Genomic DNA, 21,824 nt, shown 5'->3' with positions numbered 1-21,824 from the left:
TAGGGAGCTCGCGGCACTGCACGGGCCAGCAGCCGTTGCCGCCGCAGCCGGACGTCCACCTTCGCTTGCCGCTCCGCGTCACTCAACTGCGGGTTGTCGGTAGCAATCACCTCGGTCATGTACTCGACGGTCTGCAGCAAGCCCGGTACCAAATTGGCCTCGTACTTGCGAATCTTCGTCGCGGCGGCTTCCAGGCCCACGTACAGCTTGAACCAGTCTTTGATTGCCTCCCCGTAGCTGTGCCACCAGCCGTGCGCCTTGGTTTCCCGGGCCAGAGCGCGCATGGTTTCGATGGTTTCTCGCGACGCGCCGTAAACGCGGCACATGGCCTCCACGTCGTTCGGGTGCATCGGCACCTGGCCCGTTTCGTAACGCCAGATCCGGGGCGCCGACCATTCCAGTTCCTTGGCCGCCGCGGTCACCGTGACGTGCGCGCCTTCGCGAAGTTCTCTCAGATATCTGCCGAGCTGCCTACGCGGGACGGTGCTTCCCGAGTCGTCCACGTCATCTCCTTTGGTGTTGTCGCGTAAGGCACCTCATCCCTTGGTCTGCATTCTGCCGCGAAAGATTGTCCCGGGCCAGAGGTGAATTGACCATTGTGGTGCCCGCCGGGGACGCGGCGGGTTCGCGGGGACGGATGCCTTTCCCCGAAACCTCATCCCGGCATCCGTCCCCGCACCTGGCGCCGATCTCCAAAGGAGAGTCATGGACTCGATCGATCGCATCCTGGGCGACATTCCGCTTCCGCCCTACGTCACCGCCGAGGATGTCACCTTCGCGGTCCGGGCGATCACCGTGCACGCCCCCGAGCAGTGGCCCGAGGGACCGCGCTGCCGCAACGACCGGGCGCCCCACCCGTGCCGGCTGCACCGCTGGGGCCGGCGGGTGCTCGACCTGCGTGGCCTCACCGACCGGCAGATCCACACGCTCGTCGCCGAGCAGACGGCGCCCGTGCGGTGATCTACGTGACCGGGGAACGCCTGCTGCCGCACCACGTCCGCGCCGCCTTCTTCGACCGGCGCTGGCGGGGCCTCGACCCGGCCCAGGTACGCGACCACCTCGACCGGGTCGCCGACGAACTCGATCGGCTGAGCCGTGAGCTGGTCACCACGCGGACCGAGGCCGAACGCGTCCGCCAGGCGCTGCGGCAGTGGCAGTCCCAGCACCGCGCCTGTCGTCTCCGTGACCCGGACGCCCCGCCGGGCGGGTGGCCACGATGACCGCACAGCGCTGGGTCATCCACCTGCCCACCACGCTGACCAGCGCCGACGAGGCAGCCGCCCTCGCGGTGACGCTGCGCGACTCGCTCGGCCACGTCACGGTTCTCGACTTCGGCGAGACCACGCTGAGCGAGGAGGACAGCCAGTTCGTGCGTACCCGGGTCTGGTGCGACGCCCGGCTCGACGGCGCCGGCCGGTGCGGCCACCGCAACGACCACGACGGCCCGTGCGCGGCGTGAGCGCGGCGGGCGTCAGGAGCGGGGGCGGTCGCGGTCCTTCGACGGCTGGACCCGCTTCGGCTCGCCGGGCATCTTCGGGTATTCCGGCGGGTACGGCATGTCGCCCAGCCCGTCCGCGGCGTCCCGCTCGGCCCACTCCAGCAGCGGCGTGATGTCCCACGGGGCGTCGTCGATGCCGGCGTGCGGGTCGCCGCGCTCGGCGAACCGGGCCGGCACCGTGCCCAGGTGGAAGTCGTCCGGGTCGACCTGCGGCAGCTCGTCCCAGTCGACCGGGGTGGAGACGGTGGCGCGGGCGTTGGCGCGCAGCGAGTACGCGCAGGCGATGGTGCGGTCCCGCGCCATCTGGTTGAAGTCGACGAAGACGCGTTCGCCCCGCTCCTCCTTCCACCAGGCGGTGGTGACCAGCTCGGGCCGGCGGCGTTCCAGCTCCCGGGCCAGCGCGATGGTGGCGCGGCGGACCTCCACGAACGTCCAGCGCGGCTGGATGCGCAGGTAGACGTGCACGCCCCGGCCGCCGGAGGTCTTCGGCCAGCCGGGCACGCCCAGCTCGTCGAGCAGCCCGCGCAGCTCACCGGCGGCGGTCACCGCGTCGGCGAAGTCGGTGCCGGGCTGCGGGTCGAGGTCGACGCGCAGTTCGTCCGGGCGGTCGGTGTCGGCGGCGCGCACCGGCCACGGGTGGAACACCACGGTGCCCATCTGCGCCGCCCAGGCCACGTGCGCCAGGTCGGCCGGGCACAGCTCGTCGGCCGGGCGGCCGCTCGGGAAGGCGATCCGCGCGGTGCTGACCCACGGGGGCACGCCCCGCTGCGGCACCCGCTTCTGGAAGAACATCTCCCCCTCGATGCCGTCGGGGAAGCGCTGGAGCGTGGTGGGCCGGTCGCGCAGCGCGCGCATGATCCCCTCTCCGACTGCGAGGTAGTAGCGGAAGACGTCGGCCTTGGTGAAGCCCCGCTGCGGGAAGATCACCCGATCGGGGCTGCTCAGCCGCACCGTGTGCCCAGCTACCTCGATCTCCTCGACCGCGCTCTTGCCCGCCATCACGCGACCATATGCGATGCCACCGACAGCCGACGTACCGTTGAGGGGTGAGTCTTTCCGACAACGAACTGCCCCGTACCGAGGACGAATGGCGCGTGCGGCTGAGCCCCGAGGAGTTCCGGGTGCTCCGCGAGGCCGGCACCGAGGCGCCCTGGACCGGTGAGTACGTCGACACCAAGACCCCCGGCGTCTACCACTGCCGGGCCTGTGGGCTGGAACTGTTCCGCAGCCAGGACAAGTTCGACTCGCACTGCGGCTGGCCGAGTTTCGACGACGCCATCCCGGGCGCGGTCAAGGAGATCCCGGACAACACGCTCGGCATGCGGCGCGTGGAGATCCGCTGCGCGCGCTGCGACAGCCACCTCGGGCACGTCTTCGAGGGTGAGGGCTTCACCCCGAAGGACACCCGGCACTGCGTCAACTCGATCTCGGTGCGGCTGGAGCCCAGCGCCGGCTGACGGCGGCGTCACAGCCGCAGCAGGCCGCCGGCCTCGTCCACCTGGTCGGCGGCCTCGTCGTCCAGCCACACCCCGCCGGTCGCGAGGTAGCGGAAGCGGTACTCCCCCGGCGCGAGCCGGACCGTCACGGTACGGGTGCCGTCGCGCCGCGGCACCAGCTCGTGGCGGCCGGGCTCCCACCCGTTGAAGCAGCCGACCACGCTCACCGTGCCGGCCGGGGTGTCCCGGGGTAGCGAGAACGTCACCCGGGTCTGGTTGCCGAAGAGCTTGTTGCGCTTGATCACGAATCCTCCGGGGAGTTTCGGCGGTCACCGGGGTCAACGCGCGACACGCCGGGAGCGACTCGCCGTGGGGCCGGATCAGGTTCGCCGGTTCCGGTTGCTCGAAGGTGTCGTCTGCGCAACCCTCGGATGACAGGTCCGTTTTCGGGGGGTTTCGCATGGCTGCCTGCGAGGTTTGCGGCAACGACTACTGGATGGCGTTCGAGGTGCGCACCGTCGACGGGGCGCGGCACACGTTCGACTGCTTCGAGTGCGCGGTACACAAGATGGCGCCCATCTGCGAGCACTGCCAGATCAAGATCGTCGGGCACGGCGTCGAGGTCTCCGGCCGCTTCTTCTGCTGCGCCCACTGCGCCCGCGCCGTCGAGGGCGAGCAGGGCGCCGAGGTACGCGACGCGGTCGGCGCCCGCCCCGCCTGACGCGCGGCGGCCACGCACGCGGGCGGCCGCGCTCCGGGGACACCGTCCGAGTCGATCTCCGACTAGCATCCCTCCGTGACCCGACGGTTGATCATCGCGGCGGCACTCGTCGCCGTCCTCGCGGGCTGCGATCCCGCCACCGAGCCCGGCGCCACGACCGCCCCCGATCCGGCGCTCGTCGCGCCCTCACCCACCGACGGCGGGGCCGCCGCGGCGCTGCGCGACCGGTACGCGGCGACCGGTAACCTGGCCGGCCTGGCCGAGAAGCCCGAGAACGCCAGCGAGCAGCTCGACTCCGACGGCGTCGCCTGTGGTCGCCCGCTGCCCCTGCTCGACCGGCGGCTCGTCGTGTCCACCCGGGTCTTCGGCACGCCGGAGGGCACCCCGGCCGGCGAGTTCGTCGAGGTGGCCCAGGAGACGGTGGTCTACCCGGACGAGCCGACCGCGGCGGACGCGGTACGGCGAATTTTCGACGTGCTGGAGGCGTGCGAGCGCGACGAGGAGGCCGGCCAGGTGACCACCGGCCACACCGCCGGGACGCTGCCCGCCGGGCTGGGCGTGCCGGGCCGGATGGTGTCGGCCACCATGACCGTGTCCGACGGCACCCGTTTCCCGCACCGCTACGGCTGCCTCCAGCAGGGCCGGGTGACCCAGTGCGTCTGGGTGTGGACCCGCTCGGCGGCCGACACCGGCACCTGGTTCGAACGCGCCGTCACCGCCACCGCAACCGGGCTGCGCGCGTCAAAGGGCTGAGCCGGCGCGCCGGTCCGGCGCCCTGAATCGGCACGCCGGACCGCGCTGAACCGGCACGCCGGGACCGGGCCGGCCCCGGCGCGCCGGACCGCCGCGCGCACGGGGTGCGCACGACCGGCCGGAATCGGGCCGCCTACCCTGGGCCGATGCCCGTCGAGTCCCACCTGGCCGGCTTCGCCGACCTGGACACCAGCACCTTCCACGACCTGCTCCGGCTGCGCATCGACGTGTTCGTGGTCGAGCAGTCCTGCCCGTACCCGGAACTGGACGGCCGGGACGTCGAACCCGGCACCCGCCACCTGTGGCTGACCAGCGACGGCGCCGTCGTGGCGTACCTGCGGATCCTGGCCGACCCGGGCGGCGTCGCACGGATCGGACGGGTCGTGGTGGCGCCGGCGGCGCGCGGCGCGGGCCTGGCCGGTGCGCTGATGACCGAGGCCCTGGCCGTGGTGGGTGACCGGCCGTGCGTGCTCGACGCGCAGACGCACCTGGTCGGCTTCTACGCCGGGTTCGGCTTCGCCGTCGACGGCCCCGGTTACGTCGAGGACGGCATCCCGCACACCCCGATGCGCCGCGACCCGACTCATTGACGTTTGTCGCTTTTTGTGGCAGCGTGCGGGCGGAGCCGCCACGCGGGAGAGGGCAACTCCCGACAGTCCGGGCGTCGTGCACCGACACCCCATCCCGGAGGCTTTCCCATGTCCACTCCGTACCGCCGCCCCTTACCGCTCGCGGCGGCGATCCTCGCCGTCTGCGCGGTGGTGGCGGCGCTGCTCACCACCGCGTTCTCCGGCCCGGCCTCGGCGCACGGGTCGGTCGTCGACCCGGCCTCGCGCGCCTACAGCTGCTGGCAGCGCTGGGGCGGTGACTTCCAGAACCCGGCCATGGCCACCCAGGACCCGATGTGCTGGCAGGCGTGGCAGGCCGACCCGAACGCCATGTGGAACTGGAACGGCCTGTTCCGCGAGGGCGTGGCCGGCAACCACCAGGGTGCCATCCCGGACGGGCAGCTGTGCAGCGGCGGCCGCACCCAGAGCGGCCGGTACAACGCGCTCGACACGGTCGGCGCCTGGAAGACCGTGCCGGTCACCAACAGCTTCCGGGTCAAGTTCTTCGACCAGGCCAGCCACGGCGCCGACTACATCCGGGTGTACGTGACCAAGCAGGGTTTCAACGCGCTCACCTCGCCGTTGCGCTGGAGCGACCTGGAACTGGTCGGCCAGATCGGCAACACCCCGGCCAGCCAGTGGACGCGTGAGGTGGACGGCGTGTCCATCCAGATCCCGGCGAACGCGCCGGGCCGCACCGGCCGGCACATCGTCTACACCATCTGGCAGGCCAGCCACCTGGACCAGTCCTACTACCTGTGCAGTGACGTGGACTTCGGCGGCTCCGGCCCGACCACCCCGCCGACCAGCACGCCGCCGACCAGCACCCCGCCCACCAGCACCCCGCCGACGAGCACGCCGCCCACCAGCCCGCCCCCGACCACGCCGAACCCGGCCGGTGGCTGCACCGCGACGTACGCGATCACCGGTTCGTGGGGCGGCGGCTTCCAGGCCGAGGTGAAGGTGACAAACGGCAGCGGTTCACCGATCCGCGGCTGGTCGGTGAGCTGGAACTACCAGAACGGCCAGCAGGTCAACTCGGCGTGGAACGCCACAGTCACCACCAGCGGAACGCTGGTGACGGCACGCAACGTGGCCTACAACGGCTCACTCGCACCGGGTGCCAGCACCTCGTTCGGCTTCACCGGCTCGGCCGGTGCGACGAACCCGGTGCCCGGCATCCTGTCCTGCACGACGACCGCCTGACCGGGATCCGGCCGGGACCGCGCTCGCGGTCCCGGCCGGGCACGCTCAGACCAGGCAGTTGACGATGTCGGCGACCGGGCGGCGGCGGCCGGTGTAGAACGGGATCTCCTCCCGCACGTGCCGGCGGGCGCCGGAGGCCCGCAGGTCGCGCATGAGGTCGACGATCCGGTGCAGCTCGTCGGCCTCGAACGCCAGCATCCACTCGTAGTCGCCGAGCGCGAACGAGGCGACCGTGTTGGCCCGCACGTCCGGGTAGCCCCGGGCCATCTTGCCGTGCTCGGACAGCAGCTCACGCCGCTCGGCGTCGGGCAGCAGGTACCACTCGTACGAGCGCACGAACGGGTAGACGCACAGGTAGGCGCGCGGCTGCTCGTCGGCCAGGAACGCCGGGATGTGGCTCTTGTTGAACTCGGCCGGCCGGTGCAGCGCCATCTGCGACCAGACCGGGGTCAGCGCCCGGCCCAGCGTGGTGCGGCGGAACCGCAGGTACGCGTCCTGCAGCGCGTCGCTGGACGACGAGTGCCACCAGATCATCAGGTCGGCGTCGGCGCGCAGCCCGGCCACGTCGTACGTGCCCCGGATCGTGACGTCCTTGCCGGCCAGCTCGGTGAAGAGCGACTCGACCTCGTCGACGACGTTCTCCCGCAGCGACGGCAGCGGGCTGGTGGCCCGGTACACCGACCACATGGTGTAGCGGATGGTCTCGTTGAGCTCCCGCAGCCGCGCCGCGTTGGTCTGCTCGGTCATGCTGCCGATCCTTCCAGTGCCGTGATGATCTCTTCGGCCGCCGTCTCGCCGGAGCGGACGCAGACCGGGATGCCGACGCCGTCGTAGCCGGCGCCGGCCACCGCAAGCGTCGGATGGGCGGCGCGCAGCGCCGTCCGGACCGCCGCCACCCGGGCGGTGTGCCCGGGCGTGTACTGCGGCAGCGCGCCGCCCCACCGCTGCACGTGCCGGGCCACCGGGGCCGGCAGCGGCGCGCCGAGCACCGCCGACAGCTCCCGGTGCACCGTGTCGGCCAGGTCGTCGTCGGTGAGCTGGAGCGACGTCTCGTCGCCGTACCGGCCCACCGAGGCGCGCACCAGCGCCAGCCCGTCCGGCCGCCGCAGGTGCCCCCACTTGGTGGTGAAGAACGTGGACGCCTTGATCGTCAGCCCTTCGACGGCCGGCACCAGGAAGCCGGACAGCTCCGGCAGGGCCGGGCCGGGCAGCGCGAGGGTGATCAGGGCGACGCTGGCGTAGTCGAGCGCGCCGACCGTCTCGGCCGCCTCGGGTGCGGCGGCGGCGAGCAGCCGGGCGGCCGGGCGGGCCGGCACCGCGAGCAGCACCGCGTCGGCCTCGACGTGCTCGGCGTCGCGGGTCGGCCCGACGGTGAGCCGCCAGCCCGACGGGGTGCGGCGCAGCTCGCGTACCGCCGCGCCCCGGCGGATCGTCGCCCCGCTCGCCGTCGCCGCCGCCTCGACGAGCGTGCTCAGCCCACCGGCCAGGGTGCCGAAGACGGGGGCGCCGGGCGCGCGCGGCGCGGCGGCCTGGGCGGCGCGTACCGCACCGACGAGCGTGTGCTCGGCGCGAGCCGCGCGGGCCAGCGCCGGCATCGTGGTGACCAGCGACAGGTCGTCGGCCCGCCCGGCGTACACGCCGCCGAGCATCGGGTCGACCAGCCGGTCCACCACCGCGTCACCGAGACGCTTGCGGACCAGCTCACCGACCGAGGTGTCCTCGCCGTCGGCCAGCAGCGGCCGGCCCCCGTCGCGGTCGGCGTCCGCGGCCGGCGGCGCGACCGCCGCCACCTTGTCCAGATCCCCGGGTACGCCGACGAGCGTGCCGCCCGGCACCTGGTGCAACGTGCCGTCGACGAGCAGGGCGGCCTGCCCGACCGTGGGGTGCACGATCGATGCGTCCAGGCCGAGGCGCCGGGCCAGCGTCACCGCCGCCGACTCGCCACCGGCCGGGTCGCGCATCAGGAACGACTCGGCGCCGAACTCGACCGGCCCGCCGGCCAGCTCACCGGTGAACAGCTTGCCGCCGAGGCGGCCCGACTGCTCGTACACGGTGATCTCGGTGCCCTCACCAGCCCGGTCGCGCAACCGGACGGCGGCGGCCAGCCCGGTGATCCCGCCACCGACGATCGCCACCCGCCACGGTCGCACCACTGTCTCCTCCTAGCGCTCCGGTCGCGCGGTCAGCTCGTGCACCAGCGCGACCACCCGGGTCAGCACCTCGGGGTCGGTCTCCGGCAGGACGCCGTGACCGAGGTTGAACACGTGGCCGGGAGCGGCCCGGCCCTGCTCGACGATGCGCCGCACCTCGGTCTCCACCGCCGGCCAGGGGGCGAGCAGCACCGTCGGGTCGAGGTTGCCCTGCACCGCCTTGTCCGGCCCGATCCGGCCGGTGGCGACGTCCAGCGGCGTACGCCAGTCCACGCCCACCACGTCGGCCCCGGCCTCGCCCATCGCGCCGAGCAGCTCGCCGGTGCCCACCCCGAAGTGGATCCGCGGCACGCCGGAGTCGGCGAGCCCGCCCAGCACGTACGTCGAGTGCGGCAGCACGAAACGGCGGTAGTCGGCCTCGGAGAGCGCGCCGGCCCACGAGTCGAACAGCTGCACCGCGGAGACCCCGGCGTCGACCTGCACCTGGAGGAACGCCAGCGTCACCTCGGCCAGCCGCGCGCACAGCGCGTGCCACAGGTCCGGGTCGCCGTACATCAGCGCCTTGGTCTTGGCGTGGGTCCGCGACGGCCCGCCCTCGACCAGGTAGCTGGCGAGCGTGAACGGGGCGCCGGCGAAGCCGATCAGCGGGGTGTCGCCCAGCTCGACGACGAGCCGGCGGACCGCCTCGTCCACGTACGACACGTCGTCGCGGCCGATCGGGCTGATCCGCTCCACGTCGGCGGCGGTCCGGACCGGCTCGGCCACCACCGGGCCGGTGCCGGGCACGATGTCCAGGTCGACGCCGGCCGCGGCGACCGGCACCACGATGTCGCTGAACAGGATCGCCGCGTCCACGCCGTGCCGGCGCACCGGCTGCAGCGTGATCTCGGTGACCAGCTCGGGCCGGCGGCAGGACTCCAGCATCGGCACGTTGGCCCGGATCTCCCGGTACTCCGGCAGCGACCGGCCGGCCTGGCGCATGAACCAGACCGGGGTGTGCGGGCCCGGCTCGCGCCGGCAGGCGCGGACGAAGGGCGAGTCGGCCGGCCCGCCGCGGCGGGGTTCTCCGTCTCGGGCGGCAGTGCCCGTGGTGTCGGTGGTCATCGCGGCCATCGTGCCACGCCCCCGGCGCGCGCCCGCGCTCACCGTCCGCATTTGTGACGTAGAAGGAAGGCCCTCAACCGTCGATCACCCGGCGTGCCGTCGCGCGCCGTGCGGTGAGCGCGGCATAGGCTGCCCGCATGGCCCCCCCGATCGCGCTCCCGGAAACGTTCGCTCGCGCGGTCGCGGGGCTGCGATCGGTGACACCCCGCCCGGAGATCGTCCTGGAGGAGGTCGGCGCGCCGCAGCGGCTGGCCCCGTACGCGTTCGCGCTCTCCGCCGCCGTGATGCGCGACGACGACGAGGTGGCCACCGGCCGGCTGATCCTGCTGCACGACCCGGCCGGGCACGAGGCGTGGCAGGGCACGCTGCGCCTGGTCACGTACGTCACCGCCGAACTGGAGGTCGACCTGGCCAGCGACCCGCTGCTGCCGGGCGTCGGCTGGACCTGGCTGACCGACGCGCTCGACGCGCAGGGCGCCGGGCACCGGGCGATCGGCGGCACCGTCACCCAGACGCTCTCCACCCGGTTCGGTGAGCTGGCCGGGCCGCCCGCCGCCGGGGACATCGAGATCCGCGCCTCGTGGACGCCGCTGCGCGCCGACCTGGGCCCGCACCTGCTCGGCTGGTGCACGCTGCTGGCCTCCACGGCCGGCCTGCCGCCGCCCGGCGTCACCGCGCTGCCCACCCGCCGCGCGGCTGGCGCCGCCTGACCGCACCCCGCCCCGGGACACGCGAAGGGCCGCCCCGGGACGAACCGGGACGGCCTTCGGTGGACACCGGTCAGAGGTAGTTCTCGGCCTCGTCGCAGATCTTGTCCAGGCCCTTGCTGGCCGCCTCGAAGGCGGCCCGGTCGCCGCGCGACGCCGCCGACATGGCAGTGGTCAGCTTGTCCAGGCAGCTCGCGATGACCTTCTTCTGCCGGGCCTGCTCGTCCCTGTCGTTCTTGGTGCCGGTCAGGTCCTGCTGGGTGTCCGACAGCCGCTCCTGGACCGCCTTCAGCTCACCCTTGAGCTTCTCCATCTCCTGCTGGTTCGCCGAGATCGTGCCGTCCCGCTGGCTGACCGTCTGCCGCGACTCGTCCAGTTCGCCGTTCGTGGAGACGTACAGGAACGTCATCACGCCACCGAAGACGAACAGCAACGCGGCCACCAGGCCGAGCACCAGCGGCGCCCACTTCCGGCCGCCGCCGGCCGGCGCGGCGCCCATCGGGCCGTACGGGCCGGGCGGCCCGGACATCGGCGGCGGCGCGAAGCCGGGGCCGGACACCGGCGGAGCGGACGCCGGCGGGACCGACATCGGCTGCGCGTAGCCGGGCCCGGAGACCGGCGGGACCGAGACCGGCGGCGCCGACATCGGCTGCGCCGGCGGGGGCACCGGGGCGGCGCCGGGCGAGTAGCCCGGCTGTCCCGGCGCGGTGGGCTGGTATCCGCCGTACCCGGGGGCGCCGTCGGGCGCGGCGGGCTGGTGCAGGGTCGGCGCGGGCTGGTTCGGGTCGTACTGCTGGGGCGCGGGCCGGCTGCCGTACACGTTGCCGTAGACCGTGCCCCCCGGCGCCGGGGGCGGGTTGTCGCCCCCGGCCGGTGGGTAGGACATGTCGTTCCTCCAGATGTGCTGGTCCCCCGCGGGGTGGCCCGATGGGCCGGGGTCGATGCGGTGCGGCGGGGCCGGTGTGGCCGCCGTCAGCAGAGCCGGAACCGGTCGCAGGCGGTCTTGATCGGCACCGCCAGCCCGATGCCCTCGGCGTTGCGGGCCTTGGCCGTGGCGATGCCGACGACCTCCTTCGAGCCGTTGATCACCGGGCCGCCGGAGTTGCCCGGGTTGATCGGCGCGTCGAACTGGATCACCGGACCGCCGCCGCGCTCGTCCTCGCGGAACGCGCTGACCACGCCCGTGGTGACGCTGTCCTGCAATCCGAGCGGCGCGCCGACCACGATGATCTGCTGGCCGGACCGCACCGGGGCGCGGGCCGCGACCAGTCCGGTGAACTTGGCGCTGGTCTGCAGCTGCGCCAGGTCCTTGTCCTTGTCGGTGGCGATGATCGTCGCCTCGAACCGCTGGTCCTTGCGCTCCAGGAACACCTTGCGCTCACCGGCGGTGAAGACCGACTCGACCACGTGGAAGTTCGTCAGCAGAGTGGTGCCGCCGCCCGACGGGGCCTTGCCGACGGCGAACGCGGTACCGGTGAACTGCCCGGCCCGCACCCGGAACACGCTCGGCAGGACCGCGCTGGCCACCGCCTCCGGGTTGAAGGCCGCGTCGGCCTGCTTCTCCAGGCTGCCGGCGCGCTGCTCCAGGCCCTCGAGCCGGTCTGCGTCCGCGCCCTGCCCCTCGGCCATCCGCTTGTCGGCGGCGGCGAGCCGGTCGTCGAGCCGGTAGATCTGGTACGCCTGCACGCCGGTGACCACCGCCAGCACCGCGGCCAGGGCCAGCGCCACCACGGCCACCCGGCTGCGCCGCGCCGGCTGAGCGCCGAAGCCGGCCGGGCCGCTGACAGGGGCCGGCTGACCGGGGTACGCGGAGCCGGGCTGGGACGGCGCCGACACCGGCTGCCCCGGGTAGGCGGGCGCGGACACGGGCTGGCCGGGATACGACGGGCCGCTGCCGGACGGGCCCGGGTACGGCGGTGCGGCGGGCGTCCGGTCCGGGTACGACGACGAGCCCGGCCCGCCCGGATAGGACGGTGACGCGGAGACCGGCCGGCCCGGATACGACGGCGAGGCGGCCGGCTGTCCCGGGTACGCCGGGGCGGCGGGCCGGGAGGTCTGCGCCGGTACGGAGCCGAAGGACGACGGCTGGGCCGGCGCGGAGCCGTAGGACGGCTGGGTCGTGGCGGGCGGGGTCGTGGCGGGCGGGGTCGCGACGCCGGACGAGGCCGCGTAGGGCGTCGCCTGCGGCGTCCCGGCCTGGTCCGGGCGGTTCGGGTAGCCGGCGGGCGGCTGGACGGCGGGCGGCTGGACGGCGGCCCGCGCCGGGTAGCCGGGGCTGCCGGCCCACTCGGATCCACCGGGGAACGACCCCGGCACCGCTGCCGAACCGGCGGGCGGGGCGAAACGCGGCGGCAGCGGTCCCGGCCGGTCGGCTGCCGGTTCGCCGCCCTGCCCCGGCACGTCGTCGCCGGTTCCGTACCCGCCTGTCATGCTCGCCCGTCCTCCCCGTCGGCCTCGCCGACGCCCCCCGACCCGCTGCGGCACCCGTACGCCGTTCGCGGCTCGATGGACCGTACCGGCGGGAACGGGCTTTGTCTTCCCCCTTGTCCGACCCTCTCACGGCCCCGCAACCCGCACCTTCCGGTCACCCGACGGCCATCGCGCCGACACGCGCCGGACCGGCTGCGCACACCGGATCGTCCGGCCTACTAGGGTTGTCAGGTGACCGACGAACCACCCCTGCGCCGTCGGGCCGCCGAAAGCCGTACCGGAGAGGCGTCCGCCCCTCCGACGTCGGCCCTGCCGGAGCCGGCGGACGCGGGGACCGAGACCGACACGGGCGCGGCCGTCCCCCTCACCGCGCCGCGCGACGGCACGCCCGCCCCGGTGGCCACACCCGCCGAGTTGGACGAGGTGGTGGCCCGCTTCGCGTCCGGCACCGGCCCGGTGGCCCTCGATGCCGAACGTGCCTCCGGCTACCGCTACAGCCAGCGCGCCTATCTGGTGCAGCTGCGCCGCGGCGGCGCCGGCACCGCGCTCATCGACCCGCTGCCGCTGCCCGACCTGTCCGCCCTGGACGCGGCGATCGCCGAGACCGAGTGGGTGCTGCACGCGGCCAGCCAGGATCTCGCCTGCCTGGCCGAGGTGGGGCTGCGCCCGCGCCGGTTGTTCGACACCGAACTGGCCGCCCGGCTGGCCGGATTCGAGCGGGTCGGCCTGGCCGCGCTGACCGAACAGCTGCTCGGGTTCAGCCTGGAGAAGCACCACTCCGCCGCCGACTGGTCCAGCCGGCCGCTGCCGGAGTCCTGGCTGACGTACGCGGCGCTGGACGTGGAACTGCTGGTGGACCTGCGCGACGCGCTGGACGAGGAGTTGCAGCGGCAGGGCAAGTCCGGCTGGGCGGCGGAGGAGTTCGACGCGCTGGTGCGCAACGGCGCCCGTCCGCCGCGCGTGCGCGCCGAGCCGTGGCGACGCACGTCCGGCATCCACCGGGTACGCGGCGCGCGCGCCCAGGCCCGGGTGCGTTCCCTCTGGTACGCGCGGGACCAGATCGCCTCCCGCCGGGACGCCGCGCCGGGCCGGGTGCTGCCCGACTCGGCCATCGTGGCCGCCGCCGAACTGGACCCGAAGGACGAGAAGACGCTGCTGACGCTCCCCGGGTTCGGTGGGCGGTCGGTGCGCCGGCTGGCGCGTACCTGGCTCGCGGCGCTCGACGACGCGCGCCAGTTGCCGGACGACGCGCTGCCGGTCAGTCCGGCCGTGGAGGGGCCGCCTCCGCCGCACCGGTGGGCCGAGCGCGACCCGGTGGCGGCCGGGCGGCTGGCCCGGGCCCGGGAGGTCGTGGTCGGCACCGCCGGGGCGCACCGGCTGCCGGCGGAGAACCTGATCGCGCCGGACTCGATCCGCCGGCTGGCGTGGCAGCCACCGGCGGACATCACCGACGAGACGGTGGCGGAGACGCTGCGCGGCTTCGGCGCCCGGGAGTGGCAGATCGGTCTGCTGCTGCCCGCTCTTACCGAGGCGCTGCGCACCCCCCAGCAGTAACGTCGGTGGCAGGTGTGAGGTGGGCCACGCGGGGGGTGGTGCCACGTTTGGTTACTGGCGAGTAGCATCCGGGGAAATGCCCGTGCCGAGGGAGGCTCCAAGTGCCCCGTGAAGTCCGGGATGTCGTCTTCGTCGACGGCGTCCGCACCCCGTTCGGCAAGGCGGGTGGGATGTACGCCAACACCCGCGCCGACGATCTGGTGATCCGCTGCATCCGCGAGCTGATGCGCCGCAACCCGCAACTGCCGCCGGAGAAGGTCGAGGAGGTGGCCATCGCCGCCACCACCCAGATCGGTGACCAGGGCCTGACCATCGGCCGCACCGCCGCCCTGCTGGCCGGCCTGCCCAAGACCGTGCCCGGCTTCGCCATCGACCGGATGTGCGCCGGCGCGATGACCGCCGTCACCACAGTGGCCAGTGGCATCGCCGTGGGCGCGTACGACGTCGCGATCGCCGGCGGCGTCGAGCACATGGGCCGCCACCCGATGGGCGAGGGCGTCGACCCCAACCCGCGCATCGTCGCGGAGAAGCTGGTCGACCCGTCCGCTCTGGTGATGGGCTCCACCGCGGAGAACCTGCACGACCGCGTCCCGCACATCACCAAGGAGCGCACCGACGCGTTCGCGCTGGCGTCGCAGCAGAAGACCGCGAAGGCGTACGCCAACGGCAAGCTCCAGGGCGACCTGGTGCCGGTGGCGGTCCGCGACCCGGAGGCGGGCTGGGGTCTGGCCACCGTGGACGAGGCGCCCCGCGACACCTCGATGGAGAAGCTGGCGAGCCTGAAGACCCCGTTCCGGCCGCACGGCAAGGTCACCGCGGGTAACGCGGCCGGCCTGAACGACGGCGCCACCGCCGCGCTGCTGGTGGCCGAGGAGACCGCCCGCGAGCTGGGCCTGCCGGTCGGCATGCGCCTGGTGTCGTTCGGTTTCGTCGGCGTCGAGCCCGAGGTGATGGGCGTCGGCCCGATCCCGTCGACCGAGAAGGCGCTGCGCATCGCCGGCCTGAGCATCGACGACATCGGCCTGTTCGAGCTGAACGAGGCGTTCGCGGTGCAGGTGCTCGCCTTCCTGGACCACTTCGGCATCGCCGACGACGACCCGCGGGTCAACCCGTGGGGCGGTGCGATCGCCATCGGTCACCCGCTCGCGTCCTCCGGCGTCCGGCTGATGACCCAGCTCGCCCGCCAGTTCGCCGAGCACCCCGAGGTCCGCTACGGCCTCACCGCCATGTGCATCGGCATCGGCATGGGCGGCACCGTGATCTGGGAGAACCCGCACTGGGAGGGTGGAGACAAGTGAGCCTCGCCGCACCGAACGAGGTCGTCACCAAGGCGCTGCTGCGCCAGGTGGCCGTACCCGGGCTGGACCGGCCCGCCGCCCTCATCACCCTGGACAACGGCTTCGACCACACCAAGCCGAACACCTTCGGCCCGGCCGGTCTGACCAGCCTGGACGAGGCGATCACCGCCGCGCTCGCGGCGGAGCCGGCGTTCATCGCGGTCACCGGCAAGCCGTACATCTTCTGCGTGGGCGCGGACATCGTCGGCCTGCCCGCGCTGGAGAACCGCGAGCAGGCGCTGGAGATCGGGCGGCTGGGCCACCGGGTCTTCGCCCGGCTCAAGGACAGCGGCGTCCCCACCTTCGCGTTCGTCAACGGCGCGGCGATGGGCGGCGGCCTGGAGCTGGCGCTGCACTGCCACTACCGGACCCTGTCGGCGGGCGCGGCGGCCCTGGCGCTGCCCGAGGTCTCGCTCGGCCTGATCCCGGGCTGGGGCGGTACGCAGCTGCTGCCGAACCTGATCGGCATCCCGGCCGCGACGCAGGTGATCATCCAGAACCCGCTGATGCAGAACAAGATGCTCAAGCCGAAGCAGGCGGCCGAGATGGGCATCGCGGACGTGCTGCTGGAGCCGGCCGACTTCCTGGAGCGGTCGCTGGAGTGGGCCGCCGGCGTGGTCCGGGGCGAGGTCACCGTGACCCGTCCCGAGGTCGACAAGGACATGTGGGCGGGCGTGCTCTACTTCGCCCGGCAGACCCTGGACCAGCGGCTGCACGGCGCGGTCCCGTCCGCGTACAAGGCGCTGGACCTGCTGGAGACGGCGAAGGACGCCGACTTCGCCACCGGCACCGCGGCGGAGGACGAGGCCCTCGCGGGCCTGATCTTCTCCGAGGAGCTGCGCAGCGGCCTGTACGCCTTCGACCTGGTGCAGCGGCGGGCCAAGCGCCCGGCCGGCGCGCCGGACAAGGGCCTGGCCCGTCCGGTCACCAAGGTGGGCATCGTCGGCGCCGGCCTGATGGCCAGCCAGCTCGCGCTGCTGTTCGCCCGGCGGCTCCAGGTGCCGGTCGTGATGACCGACCTGGACCAGTCCCGGGTGGACAAGGGCGTCGGCTACGTGCACACCCAGATCGAGAAGGCCGTCAGCAAGGGCCGGATGGACAAGGGCACCGCGGCCAAGCTGTACGGCCTGGTGTCCGGCTCGGTCGACAAGTCCGTCTTCGCCGACGCCGACTTCGTCATCGAGGCCGTGTTCGAGGACCTGGGCGTCAAGAAGCAGGTCTGGGCCGAGCTGGAGAAGATCGTCAAGCCGGAGGCGGTGCTCGCCACCAACACCAGCTCGCTGTCCATCACCGAGATGGCCGCCGAGCTGGAGCACCCGGAGCGGGTGGTCGGCTTCCACTTCTTCAACCCGGTCGCGGTGCTGCCGCTGCTGGAGATCGTCCGCGGTGAGCGGACCGACGACGCCACGCTGGCCACCGCGTTCGCTGTCGGCAAGCAGCTCAAGAAGTCGTCGGTGCTGGTCAAGGACGCTCCGGCGTTCGTGGTGAACCGGCTGCTGACCCGCTTCCTCGGCACCGTGTTCGCCGCCGTCGACCAGGGCACCCCGCTGGACGTGGCGAACAGCGCGCTGGACCCGCTGGGCCTGCCGATGCGTCCGCTGGCGCTGCTCCAGCTCGTCGGGCCGGCCGTGGCGTATCACGTCGGCGGCACCCTGCACGAGGCGTTCCCGGACCGGTTCGGCGTCAGCGAGAACCTCAAGCGGATCGCCGACTCGGGCCAGCCGATCGTGGTCGACGACCAGATCAACGACGAGGTGGCGAAGCTGCTCGTGGTCGGCGACGAGCCGCTCACCGCCGAGCAGGTCCGGCAGAACGCGCTGGACGCGCTGGCGCAGGAGATCCGGCTCATGCTCGACGAGGGCGTCGTCGCCGAGGCGCAGGACATCGACCTGTGCATGATCCTCGGCGCCGGCTGGCCGTTCCACCTGGGCGGCGTCACGCCGTACCTGGACCGGACCGGCACCTCCGAGCGGGTGACCGGCAAGCGGTTCCTGCCGCGCGGCGTGGCAAGCCTGCGCTGAGGCGACCGCAACGCATCGATCGCGGTGGTCGGGCTGTCCGTTCCGGACGGTCCGGCCACCGCGATCGGCGTCTGCGGCCCAGGTCACGGGTAGGTCGCGGTTTTCCGTCGTCGTCCCTTGTCGGGACAGCGGGTTGTCGGTGGTGCTGGCTACGATCACGCGTCCAGTTTTCTCACAGGAGCTGCCTACATGTCCCAGCCGCCGTCCAGTCCCTACTCCGGCAACTACCCCTCCCCCCAGCAACAGCCCGGTGGCTTCCAGCCGCCGCAGCAGCCGCAGTACGGCGGTGACTACCCGCAGACTCCGCAGCAGCCGCAGTACGGTGGCCAGCTCGGTGCGCCGGTCCCGCCGAAGAAGAAGTCCGGCGTCGGCAAGGTCCTGCTGATCGTCCTCGCCGTGGTCCTGGTGCTGTGCGTCGGCGGCGGTGTCGCCGCCTACTTCGCCACGAAGGACACCGTCGACGAGGTGGTCACCGCCACCAAGACCCGGGTGGTCGAGCCGCAGACGCTCGGCGGCCGGGCCAAGGTCACCGACCCGCAGCTGCAGTCCGCCGCGGCGCAGATGAAGTCCGAGCTCAGCAAGGACGTGCCGGACGCGACCAGCACCGTCGGTGCGTTCTACGGCGACCCGGCCAAGAAGGACCTGGTCATGATCGTGGCCGTGTCCGGCGTCATGGCGGACCCGAAGAAGGAGCTGGCCGACGCCACCGCGGCGGTCACCCCGGACCTGGCCACCAAGGACTTCAAGACTGTCGACGCGGGCCCGCTGGGCGGCGACGCCAAGTGCTCCGACGGCAAGGCGTCGGACGTACCGGTGGCCGTCTGCATCTGGGCCGACCGGGGCAGCCTCGGCATGGTGGTGGTCTACTTCAAGTCCGCGGCCGAGCTCCAGTCGGAGTTCGTGGCGATGCGCGGCGAGATCGAGAAGCAGGACTGACACCGGTTCACGCACCGGGCCCCCGCCGTCACGGCGGGGGCCCGGTGTCGTTTCCGGATCAGGCGGACGCAGCCCGTTCCGCGGCGCTACGGCACACGCAGAACTCGTTGCCCTCCGGGTCGGCCAGCACCACCCAACCGGTGCCGTCCGGTCGGCGCCGGTCGGCCACCACTGTGGCGCCGAGGTCGCGCAGCCGCGCCACCTCCTCGTCCCGGGTGCCCTCGGCCGGGTGCAGGTCGAGGTGGAACGCGCCCTTGCCGTGCCGCTCGCCCACCTGGACGAACAGCAGGTCGGGGCCGTGCCCGCCGGGTGCGGCGAGGACCGCCTCCGGGTCGCCCGGGTGGTCGTCGTCGGCGAGCCGGCGGTCCAGCACGCGGGCCCACCAGCCGGCCAGGGCGTACGGGTCGTCGGTCTCGACTGTCACGCAGTGGATCTGTGCACTCATTGTGCTTCCTCCTGTGGGGAGCGCGCCCCGGCGGAGTGGGAACGTCAGCGGGGAACGCGGGGCGCGGGACGGTTCACGACGGACATCGACCACACCCCCTTCCACCTCTCGGGCTGACCGGTCGATCATGCCATCGCCGGCCGGCCGGAACAAGCCGCCGGCCCGGCCCCGCGGGTGCGGGACCGGGCCGGCGGGCACTGCCGCGTCACGGGCCGACGAACACCGCCTTCGCCCGCCAGTCGACACCGTCGACCGCCGGGCCGCTGCGCACCGTGAACGTCGTCGACGGAGCGGCGCCCGTCCAGTCGGCGGCGGACAGGTCACCGGTGCTCCGGTTCACCTTGTAGAGCGTGGTGCCGGCCGCGAACAGCGCGCCCGCGTCGGCGAACCCGCTCGCCCCGGCCACCGTGAACCGGTCGGCGCCGACCACACCGCTGTCGGGCGTGAACCAGCGCCAGAACAGGCCGTTCTGCCCGCTCAGCGAGTAGTAGAGGCGCCCGTCCCGGTAGAACATGCCGGTCACGTTGGGGATCTCGGCGTAGAAGCCGGTGGTCGCGCCGACGTACGTCTGCCCCGCCGGGCCGGAGTTGGTCACCACGGTGTCCCAGTACGGGTCGTGGTACGGGTCCACCAGCTCGGGAGTGCCGAACGTGGTGCCGTCGAACGTACGCCGCCACAGCGCGCCCTCGGCGCCGTAGAACAGCGTCCCGCCGACCCAGAACGCGTTACGCGTGGCGGACCACACCGTCTCGTCCGGGTTCGCCACCGGGCTGGGCGTACCGACGCCGGTCAGCCCGTCGTACGAGCGGACCTGCACCTCCTCGCCGGTACCGGTCGGCGGCGGCCCGGTCTTGACGATCTCGACGGCGTCGACGAGCGGGTTCTCCTTGACGTGGCGGAACTCGATGTCGACGGTGCCGTCGCTGGTCACCGTGAACTCCCGCATGGTGCCCACGTTGTGCCCGACGCCGGCGGACAGGTCCAGGTCGTCGAGGACGACAGTGCCGTCCAGCGCGACGTCGAAGACGCGGGTGTTCGGGGCGGAGGTGCCGTCGTACCGGTTGGCCAGGTAGAGCCGCACGTGCACCTCGGTGCCGGTGGGCACGGGGAACTGCCAGAGCATCTCCGCGCCACCGGCCGGGTCGTACCGCTCGTCGCTGTAGAGCGCGGCCGGGGTGCCGGCCGGCACCGTCGCGTCCAGGCTGCCGACCGTGTTGAAGCTGGAGGTCGAGCTGCCGGTGTTGTGGTACGGGCTGGGGCTGGAGCTGGTGTCGGCCGCCCAGTCCGGTCCGCCGTCGGTGGCGGCGACCAGCGGGCCGCCGGCGTTCACCCGGTACAGCACGTTCGTCGGCTTCGGCAGGCCGGCCTGGTAGACGTTGCCGGGCAGCGTGGCGGTGCTGGTCGGGTGCGGGGCCTTGCCGCCGGCGAGCGGGAAGAACGCGATCCGCTCGCGGCGGTACTGGAAGTTGCCGATCCAGAGCGTGTCGCCGCCGACCCAGAGGCCGGACTCGGTGACGAGCATCTCCGAGGCGCCGATGCCGCGCGGGTGCCGGCCCGGGTTCCAGGACAGCGGCAGGCCGTTGACCGGGTCGAGGGCGGCGATGCTGGCCCGGCCGACCGCACCGGCCCGGGCGTTGTCGGCGCCGGTGCTGTTGTTGAGCCAGCGGAGGTGACCGCCGACGTAGACCGCCTGCTCGCTGATGCCGACGGACAGGAACGTGTCGCCGCCGCTGTAGTCGACCCAGGTCGGCTGGAGGTTGTCGCCGGTTGCGGCGGCCTCCCAGCGGGCCGCGGTGTCGCAGAGCGTCCCGCCGTACGGGGCACCGGTGGTGACCACCACGAAGTAGCTGTTGTCCGGGGAGAACGCGACGTCGCGGACGTACGAGTCGAACGACTGCCACTTGCAGCGCGGCGTGTAGCGGGCCGTGTTCCAGTCCGCGACGGTGGCGGCGGTGACACCCAGGTCGATCTTGACGATCTGGTCGTGCAGGACCGCGTCGGCCTTCTTGAAGTTGCCGATGACGACGAGCTGCGTGCCGTCCGGGGAGACGGCGAGCTTCTCCGCGCCCACGCCGGCCTTGGCGCCGCTGACGCCGTCCCAGTTGTGGTTCTCGGTCAGCGTGGTGGTGAGGTAGCTGTCGACCGCGCCGGTGGTGGCGTTGAGCGAGGCGAGCCCGCCGCGCGGGTTGGGGTTGCCGGCCGTGGTGAAGATGCCGCCGACCAGCAGCCGGTCACCGACCAGCGCGATGTCCTTGATCAGCCCGTTGAACGCCGGCGGCGCGAAGCTGGTGACGACCGCCCCGGTGGCGACGTCGAGCAGGGCCACCTTGCGCCGGGTCACGCCGTTGACGGTGTTGAACTTGCCGGCCACGAAGACCGTGCCCGCCGTGGGACCGGCGACGACCGCCGTCACCTCGTTGTCGAGCGTGGGCGCGAACGCGGTGTCCACCTGCCCGGTGGCCTTGTCGAAGGCGAGCAGGTAGTCCCGGGGGATGTCGACGTCGGAGTTGCGGTTCTGCACCCGGGTGAAGGAGCCGCCCGCGATGATCTTCGTACCGGCGTCGTGGATCGCGTCGACCGAGCCGTCCTGGACGTCGGGCGAGGCGGCCGAGGGGACGGTGTGGACCACTTTGTCGTGGCCGGGCGCGGCGGCGGCCGCCGGCGTGGCCGGGGAGAGGCCGGCGACGGTGAGGGCGCCGGCGGTGAGGACCGCGAGGATGCGGCGGCGGCGCGGGGCCGAGTGGTGGGTCACGGGCAGCTCCGGTGGGTGAGCAGGGTGAGGCGTCGCTGCGCTTACTCTCCGTTGATCCCCGGCTCCGCGTCCAGCGCGGGCGGCGCATTCTGCCCGACCACCGTGCGCCGGGGGCCGACCACCGTCGGGTCCGGCCAGGACAGCCGAGGCCGCCCGCACGAAAAGA

At 73.3% G+C, this 21,824-nt stretch carries 23 protein-coding genes; 13 read left to right on the top strand and 10 right to left on the bottom strand.

Annotation, left to right across the window (positions count from 1 at the left end):
* The coding region (locus IRY44_RS27150; RefSeq protein WP_370585026.1) for a Scr1 family TA system antitoxin-like transcriptional regulator at positions 1-422 on the bottom strand (422 nt) is incomplete at its 3' end.
* A 283-nt stretch (positions 423-705) separates the two neighbouring features.
* Here IRY44_RS27150 and IRY44_RS27145 point away from each other — a divergent pair.
* The 3 genes from IRY44_RS27145 to IRY44_RS27135 are packed head-to-tail and all read left to right on the top strand — an operon-like array spanning position 706 to position 1,459.
* A complete protein-coding gene (locus IRY44_RS27145) occupies positions 706-960 on the top strand; it encodes a hypothetical protein (protein ID WP_018789000.1) in 255 nt (84 codons plus the stop codon).
* A complete protein-coding gene (locus tag IRY44_RS27140) occupies positions 957-1,220 on the top strand; it encodes a DivIVA domain-containing protein (RefSeq protein WP_194803030.1) in 264 nt (87 codons plus the stop codon). Before IRY44_RS27145 ends, IRY44_RS27140 begins: the two co-directional genes overlap by 4 nt.
* On the top strand, positions 1,217-1,459 hold the full coding sequence (locus tag IRY44_RS27135; protein WP_194803029.1) for a hypothetical protein: 243 nt from the start codon (positions 1,217-1,219) through the stop codon (positions 1,457-1,459). The genes IRY44_RS27140 and IRY44_RS27135 overlap by 4 nt, the downstream gene beginning before the upstream one ends.
* Positions 1,460-1,471: 12 nt before the next feature.
* Here IRY44_RS27135 and ligD read toward each other — a convergent pair whose 3' ends face one another.
* Entirely contained in the window at positions 1,472-2,497 is a 1,026-nt protein-coding gene (ligD, locus tag IRY44_RS27130) for a non-homologous end-joining DNA ligase (protein ID WP_194803028.1), read from the bottom strand.
* 47 nt (positions 2,498-2,544) lie between these two features.
* Here ligD and msrB point away from each other — a divergent pair, with 47 nt between their 5' ends.
* Positions 2,545-2,955 carry a peptide-methionine (R)-S-oxide reductase MsrB gene (gene msrB / locus IRY44_RS27125; RefSeq protein WP_013284828.1) on the top strand — a complete coding sequence of 137 codons (411 nt, stop codon included), beginning with the start codon at positions 2,545-2,547 and terminating at the stop codon, positions 2,953-2,955.
* Positions 2,956-2,963: 8 nt separating this feature from the next.
* Here msrB and IRY44_RS27120 read toward each other — a convergent pair whose 3' ends face one another.
* On the bottom strand, positions 2,964-3,239 hold the full coding sequence (locus IRY44_RS27120; RefSeq protein WP_151500414.1) for an isoamylase early set domain-containing protein: 276 nt from the start codon (positions 3,237-3,239) through the stop codon (positions 2,964-2,966).
* Between the two features lie 155 nt (positions 3,240-3,394).
* On the opposite strand from IRY44_RS27120, the gene IRY44_RS27115 reads away from it, so the two are divergent.
* The 4 genes from IRY44_RS27115 (at position 3,395) to IRY44_RS27100 (ending at position 6,222) form a co-directional block, all read left to right on the top strand.
* Entirely contained in the window at positions 3,395-3,655 is a 261-nt protein-coding gene (locus IRY44_RS27115; protein WP_194803027.1) for a Prokaryotic metallothionein, read from the top strand.
* Positions 3,656-3,730: 75 nt separating this feature from the next.
* On the top strand, positions 3,731-4,408 hold the full coding sequence (locus IRY44_RS27110; RefSeq protein WP_194803026.1) for a hypothetical protein: 678 nt from the start codon (positions 3,731-3,733) through the stop codon (positions 4,406-4,408).
* 146 nt (positions 4,409-4,554) lie between these two features.
* The gene (locus tag IRY44_RS27105) at positions 4,555-4,998 is read left to right on the top strand and encodes a GNAT family N-acetyltransferase (protein WP_194803025.1); all 444 of its coding nucleotides are present in this window, start codon (positions 4,555-4,557) and stop codon (positions 4,996-4,998) included.
* Positions 4,999-5,106: 108 nt separating this feature from the next.
* On the top strand, positions 5,107-6,222 hold the full coding sequence (locus IRY44_RS27100) for a lytic polysaccharide monooxygenase (RefSeq protein WP_194803024.1): 1,116 nt from the start codon (positions 5,107-5,109) through the stop codon (positions 6,220-6,222).
* A gap of 45 nt (positions 6,223-6,267) precedes the next feature.
* Here the strand turns inward: IRY44_RS27100 and hemQ are convergent, their stop codons facing one another.
* Genes hemQ through hemE form a run of 3 tightly spaced genes read right to left on the bottom strand, consistent with a single transcriptional unit; the run spans position 6,268 to position 9,485 of the window.
* A complete protein-coding gene (gene hemQ, locus IRY44_RS27095; protein ID WP_120570998.1) occupies positions 6,268-6,969 on the bottom strand; it encodes a hydrogen peroxide-dependent heme synthase in 702 nt (233 codons plus the stop codon).
* Complete coding sequence (hemG, locus tag IRY44_RS27090; RefSeq protein WP_194803023.1) at positions 6,966-8,375, bottom strand: protoporphyrinogen oxidase; 1,410 nt, start codon at positions 8,373-8,375, stop codon at positions 6,966-6,968. Before hemG ends, hemQ begins: the two co-directional genes overlap by 4 nt.
* A 9-nt stretch (positions 8,376-8,384) precedes the next feature.
* Positions 8,385-9,485, bottom strand: coding sequence for a uroporphyrinogen decarboxylase (gene hemE / locus IRY44_RS27085; RefSeq protein ID WP_194803022.1), 1,101 nt, complete (start codon positions 9,483-9,485; stop codon positions 8,385-8,387).
* Positions 9,486-9,613: 128 nt separating this feature from the next.
* Here hemE and IRY44_RS27080 point away from each other — a divergent pair, with 128 nt between their 5' ends.
* A complete protein-coding gene (locus tag IRY44_RS27080) occupies positions 9,614-10,186 on the top strand; it encodes a DUF3000 domain-containing protein (RefSeq protein WP_135238966.1) in 573 nt (190 codons plus the stop codon).
* A 70-nt stretch (positions 10,187-10,256) separates the two neighbouring features.
* Here IRY44_RS27080 and IRY44_RS27075 read toward each other — a convergent pair whose 3' ends face one another.
* Both IRY44_RS27075 and IRY44_RS27070 read right to left on the bottom strand, forming a co-directional pair.
* Positions 10,257-11,069, bottom strand: coding sequence for a hypothetical protein (locus IRY44_RS27075; protein WP_194803021.1), 813 nt, complete (start codon positions 11,067-11,069; stop codon positions 10,257-10,259).
* An 86-nt stretch (positions 11,070-11,155) separates the two neighbouring features.
* Entirely contained in the window at positions 11,156-12,613 is a 1,458-nt protein-coding gene (locus IRY44_RS27070) for a S1C family serine protease (protein ID WP_194803020.1), read from the bottom strand.
* 231 nt (positions 12,614-12,844) lie between these two features.
* On the opposite strand from IRY44_RS27070, the gene IRY44_RS27065 reads away from it, so the two are divergent.
* The 4 genes from IRY44_RS27065 (at position 12,845) to IRY44_RS27050 (ending at position 18,461) form a co-directional block, all read left to right on the top strand.
* Complete coding sequence (locus IRY44_RS27065; RefSeq protein WP_194803019.1) at positions 12,845-14,167, top strand: ribonuclease D; 1,323 nt, start codon at positions 12,845-12,847, stop codon at positions 14,165-14,167.
* A 101-nt stretch (positions 14,168-14,268) separates the two neighbouring features.
* The gene (locus IRY44_RS27060) at positions 14,269-15,465 is read left to right on the top strand and encodes a thiolase family protein (RefSeq protein WP_194803018.1); all 1,197 of its coding nucleotides are present in this window, start codon (positions 14,269-14,271) and stop codon (positions 15,463-15,465) included.
* On the top strand, positions 15,462-17,525 hold the full coding sequence (locus IRY44_RS27055; protein ID WP_194803017.1) for a 3-hydroxyacyl-CoA dehydrogenase NAD-binding domain-containing protein: 2,064 nt from the start codon (positions 15,462-15,464) through the stop codon (positions 17,523-17,525). The genes IRY44_RS27060 and IRY44_RS27055 overlap by 4 nt, the downstream gene beginning before the upstream one ends.
* A gap of 189 nt (positions 17,526-17,714) precedes the next feature.
* A complete protein-coding gene (locus IRY44_RS27050; RefSeq protein WP_135238961.1) occupies positions 17,715-18,461 on the top strand; it encodes a hypothetical protein in 747 nt (248 codons plus the stop codon).
* Positions 18,462-18,519: 58 nt separating this feature from the next.
* On the opposite strand, the gene IRY44_RS27045 is transcribed toward IRY44_RS27050, so the two are convergent.
* Together IRY44_RS27045 and IRY44_RS27040 are read right to left on the bottom strand one after the other, a co-directional pair.
* A complete protein-coding gene (locus tag IRY44_RS27045) occupies positions 18,520-18,906 on the bottom strand; it encodes a VOC family protein (protein ID WP_194803016.1) in 387 nt (128 codons plus the stop codon).
* 205 nt (positions 18,907-19,111) lie between these two features.
* Positions 19,112-21,658 carry a malectin domain-containing carbohydrate-binding protein gene (locus IRY44_RS27040; protein WP_194803015.1) on the bottom strand — a complete coding sequence of 849 codons (2,547 nt, stop codon included), beginning with the start codon at positions 21,656-21,658 and terminating at the stop codon, positions 19,112-19,114.
* Between the last annotated feature and the right edge of the window lie 166 nt (positions 21,659-21,824).

The organism is Micromonospora sp. ANENR4 (assembly GCF_015354395.1).
GTDB classification, from domain to species: domain Bacteria; phylum Actinomycetota; class Actinomycetes; order Mycobacteriales; family Micromonosporaceae; genus Micromonospora; species Micromonospora aurantiaca.
Note: the sequence above shows the minus strand (reverse complement) of the source record. Positions and strands in the feature narration are given on the sequence as shown.

What these genes read in the sequence shown, in the direction of transcription:
- IRY44_RS27145 (WP_018789000.1), top strand. Translation starts at nt 706, where the DNA reads ATGGACTCGATCGATCGCATCCTGGGCGACATTCCGCTTCCGCCCTAC.
- IRY44_RS27135 (WP_194803029.1), top strand. Translation starts at nt 1,217, where the DNA reads ATGACCGCACAGCGCTGGGTCATCCACCTGCCCACCACGCTGACCAGC.
- ligD (WP_194803028.1), bottom strand. Translation starts at nt 2,497, where the DNA reads ATGGCGGGCAAGAGCGCGGTCGAGGAGATCGAGGTAGCTGGGCACACG.
- IRY44_RS27115 (WP_194803027.1), top strand. Translation starts at nt 3,395, where the DNA reads ATGGCTGCCTGCGAGGTTTGCGGCAACGACTACTGGATGGCGTTCGAG.
- IRY44_RS27105 (WP_194803025.1), top strand. Translation starts at nt 4,555, where the DNA reads ATGCCCGTCGAGTCCCACCTGGCCGGCTTCGCCGACCTGGACACCAGC.
- IRY44_RS27100 (WP_194803024.1), top strand. Translation starts at nt 5,107, where the DNA reads ATGTCCACTCCGTACCGCCGCCCCTTACCGCTCGCGGCGGCGATCCTC.
- hemQ (WP_120570998.1), bottom strand. Translation starts at nt 6,969, where the DNA reads ATGACCGAGCAGACCAACGCGGCGCGGCTGCGGGAGCTCAACGAGACC.
- hemE (WP_194803022.1), bottom strand. Translation starts at nt 9,485, where the DNA reads ATGGCCGCGATGACCACCGACACCACGGGCACTGCCGCCCGAGACGGA.
- IRY44_RS27080 (WP_135238966.1), top strand. Translation starts at nt 9,614, where the DNA reads ATGGCCCCCCCGATCGCGCTCCCGGAAACGTTCGCTCGCGCGGTCGCG.
- IRY44_RS27075 (WP_194803021.1), bottom strand. Translation starts at nt 11,069, where the DNA reads ATGTCCTACCCACCGGCCGGGGGCGACAACCCGCCCCCGGCGCCGGGG.
- IRY44_RS27070 (WP_194803020.1), bottom strand. Translation starts at nt 12,613, where the DNA reads ATGACAGGCGGGTACGGAACCGGCGACGACGTGCCGGGGCAGGGCGGC.
- IRY44_RS27050 (WP_135238961.1), top strand. Translation starts at nt 17,715, where the DNA reads ATGTCCCAGCCGCCGTCCAGTCCCTACTCCGGCAACTACCCCTCCCCC.
- IRY44_RS27045 (WP_194803016.1), bottom strand. Translation starts at nt 18,906, where the DNA reads ATGAGTGCACAGATCCACTGCGTGACAGTCGAGACCGACGACCCGTAC.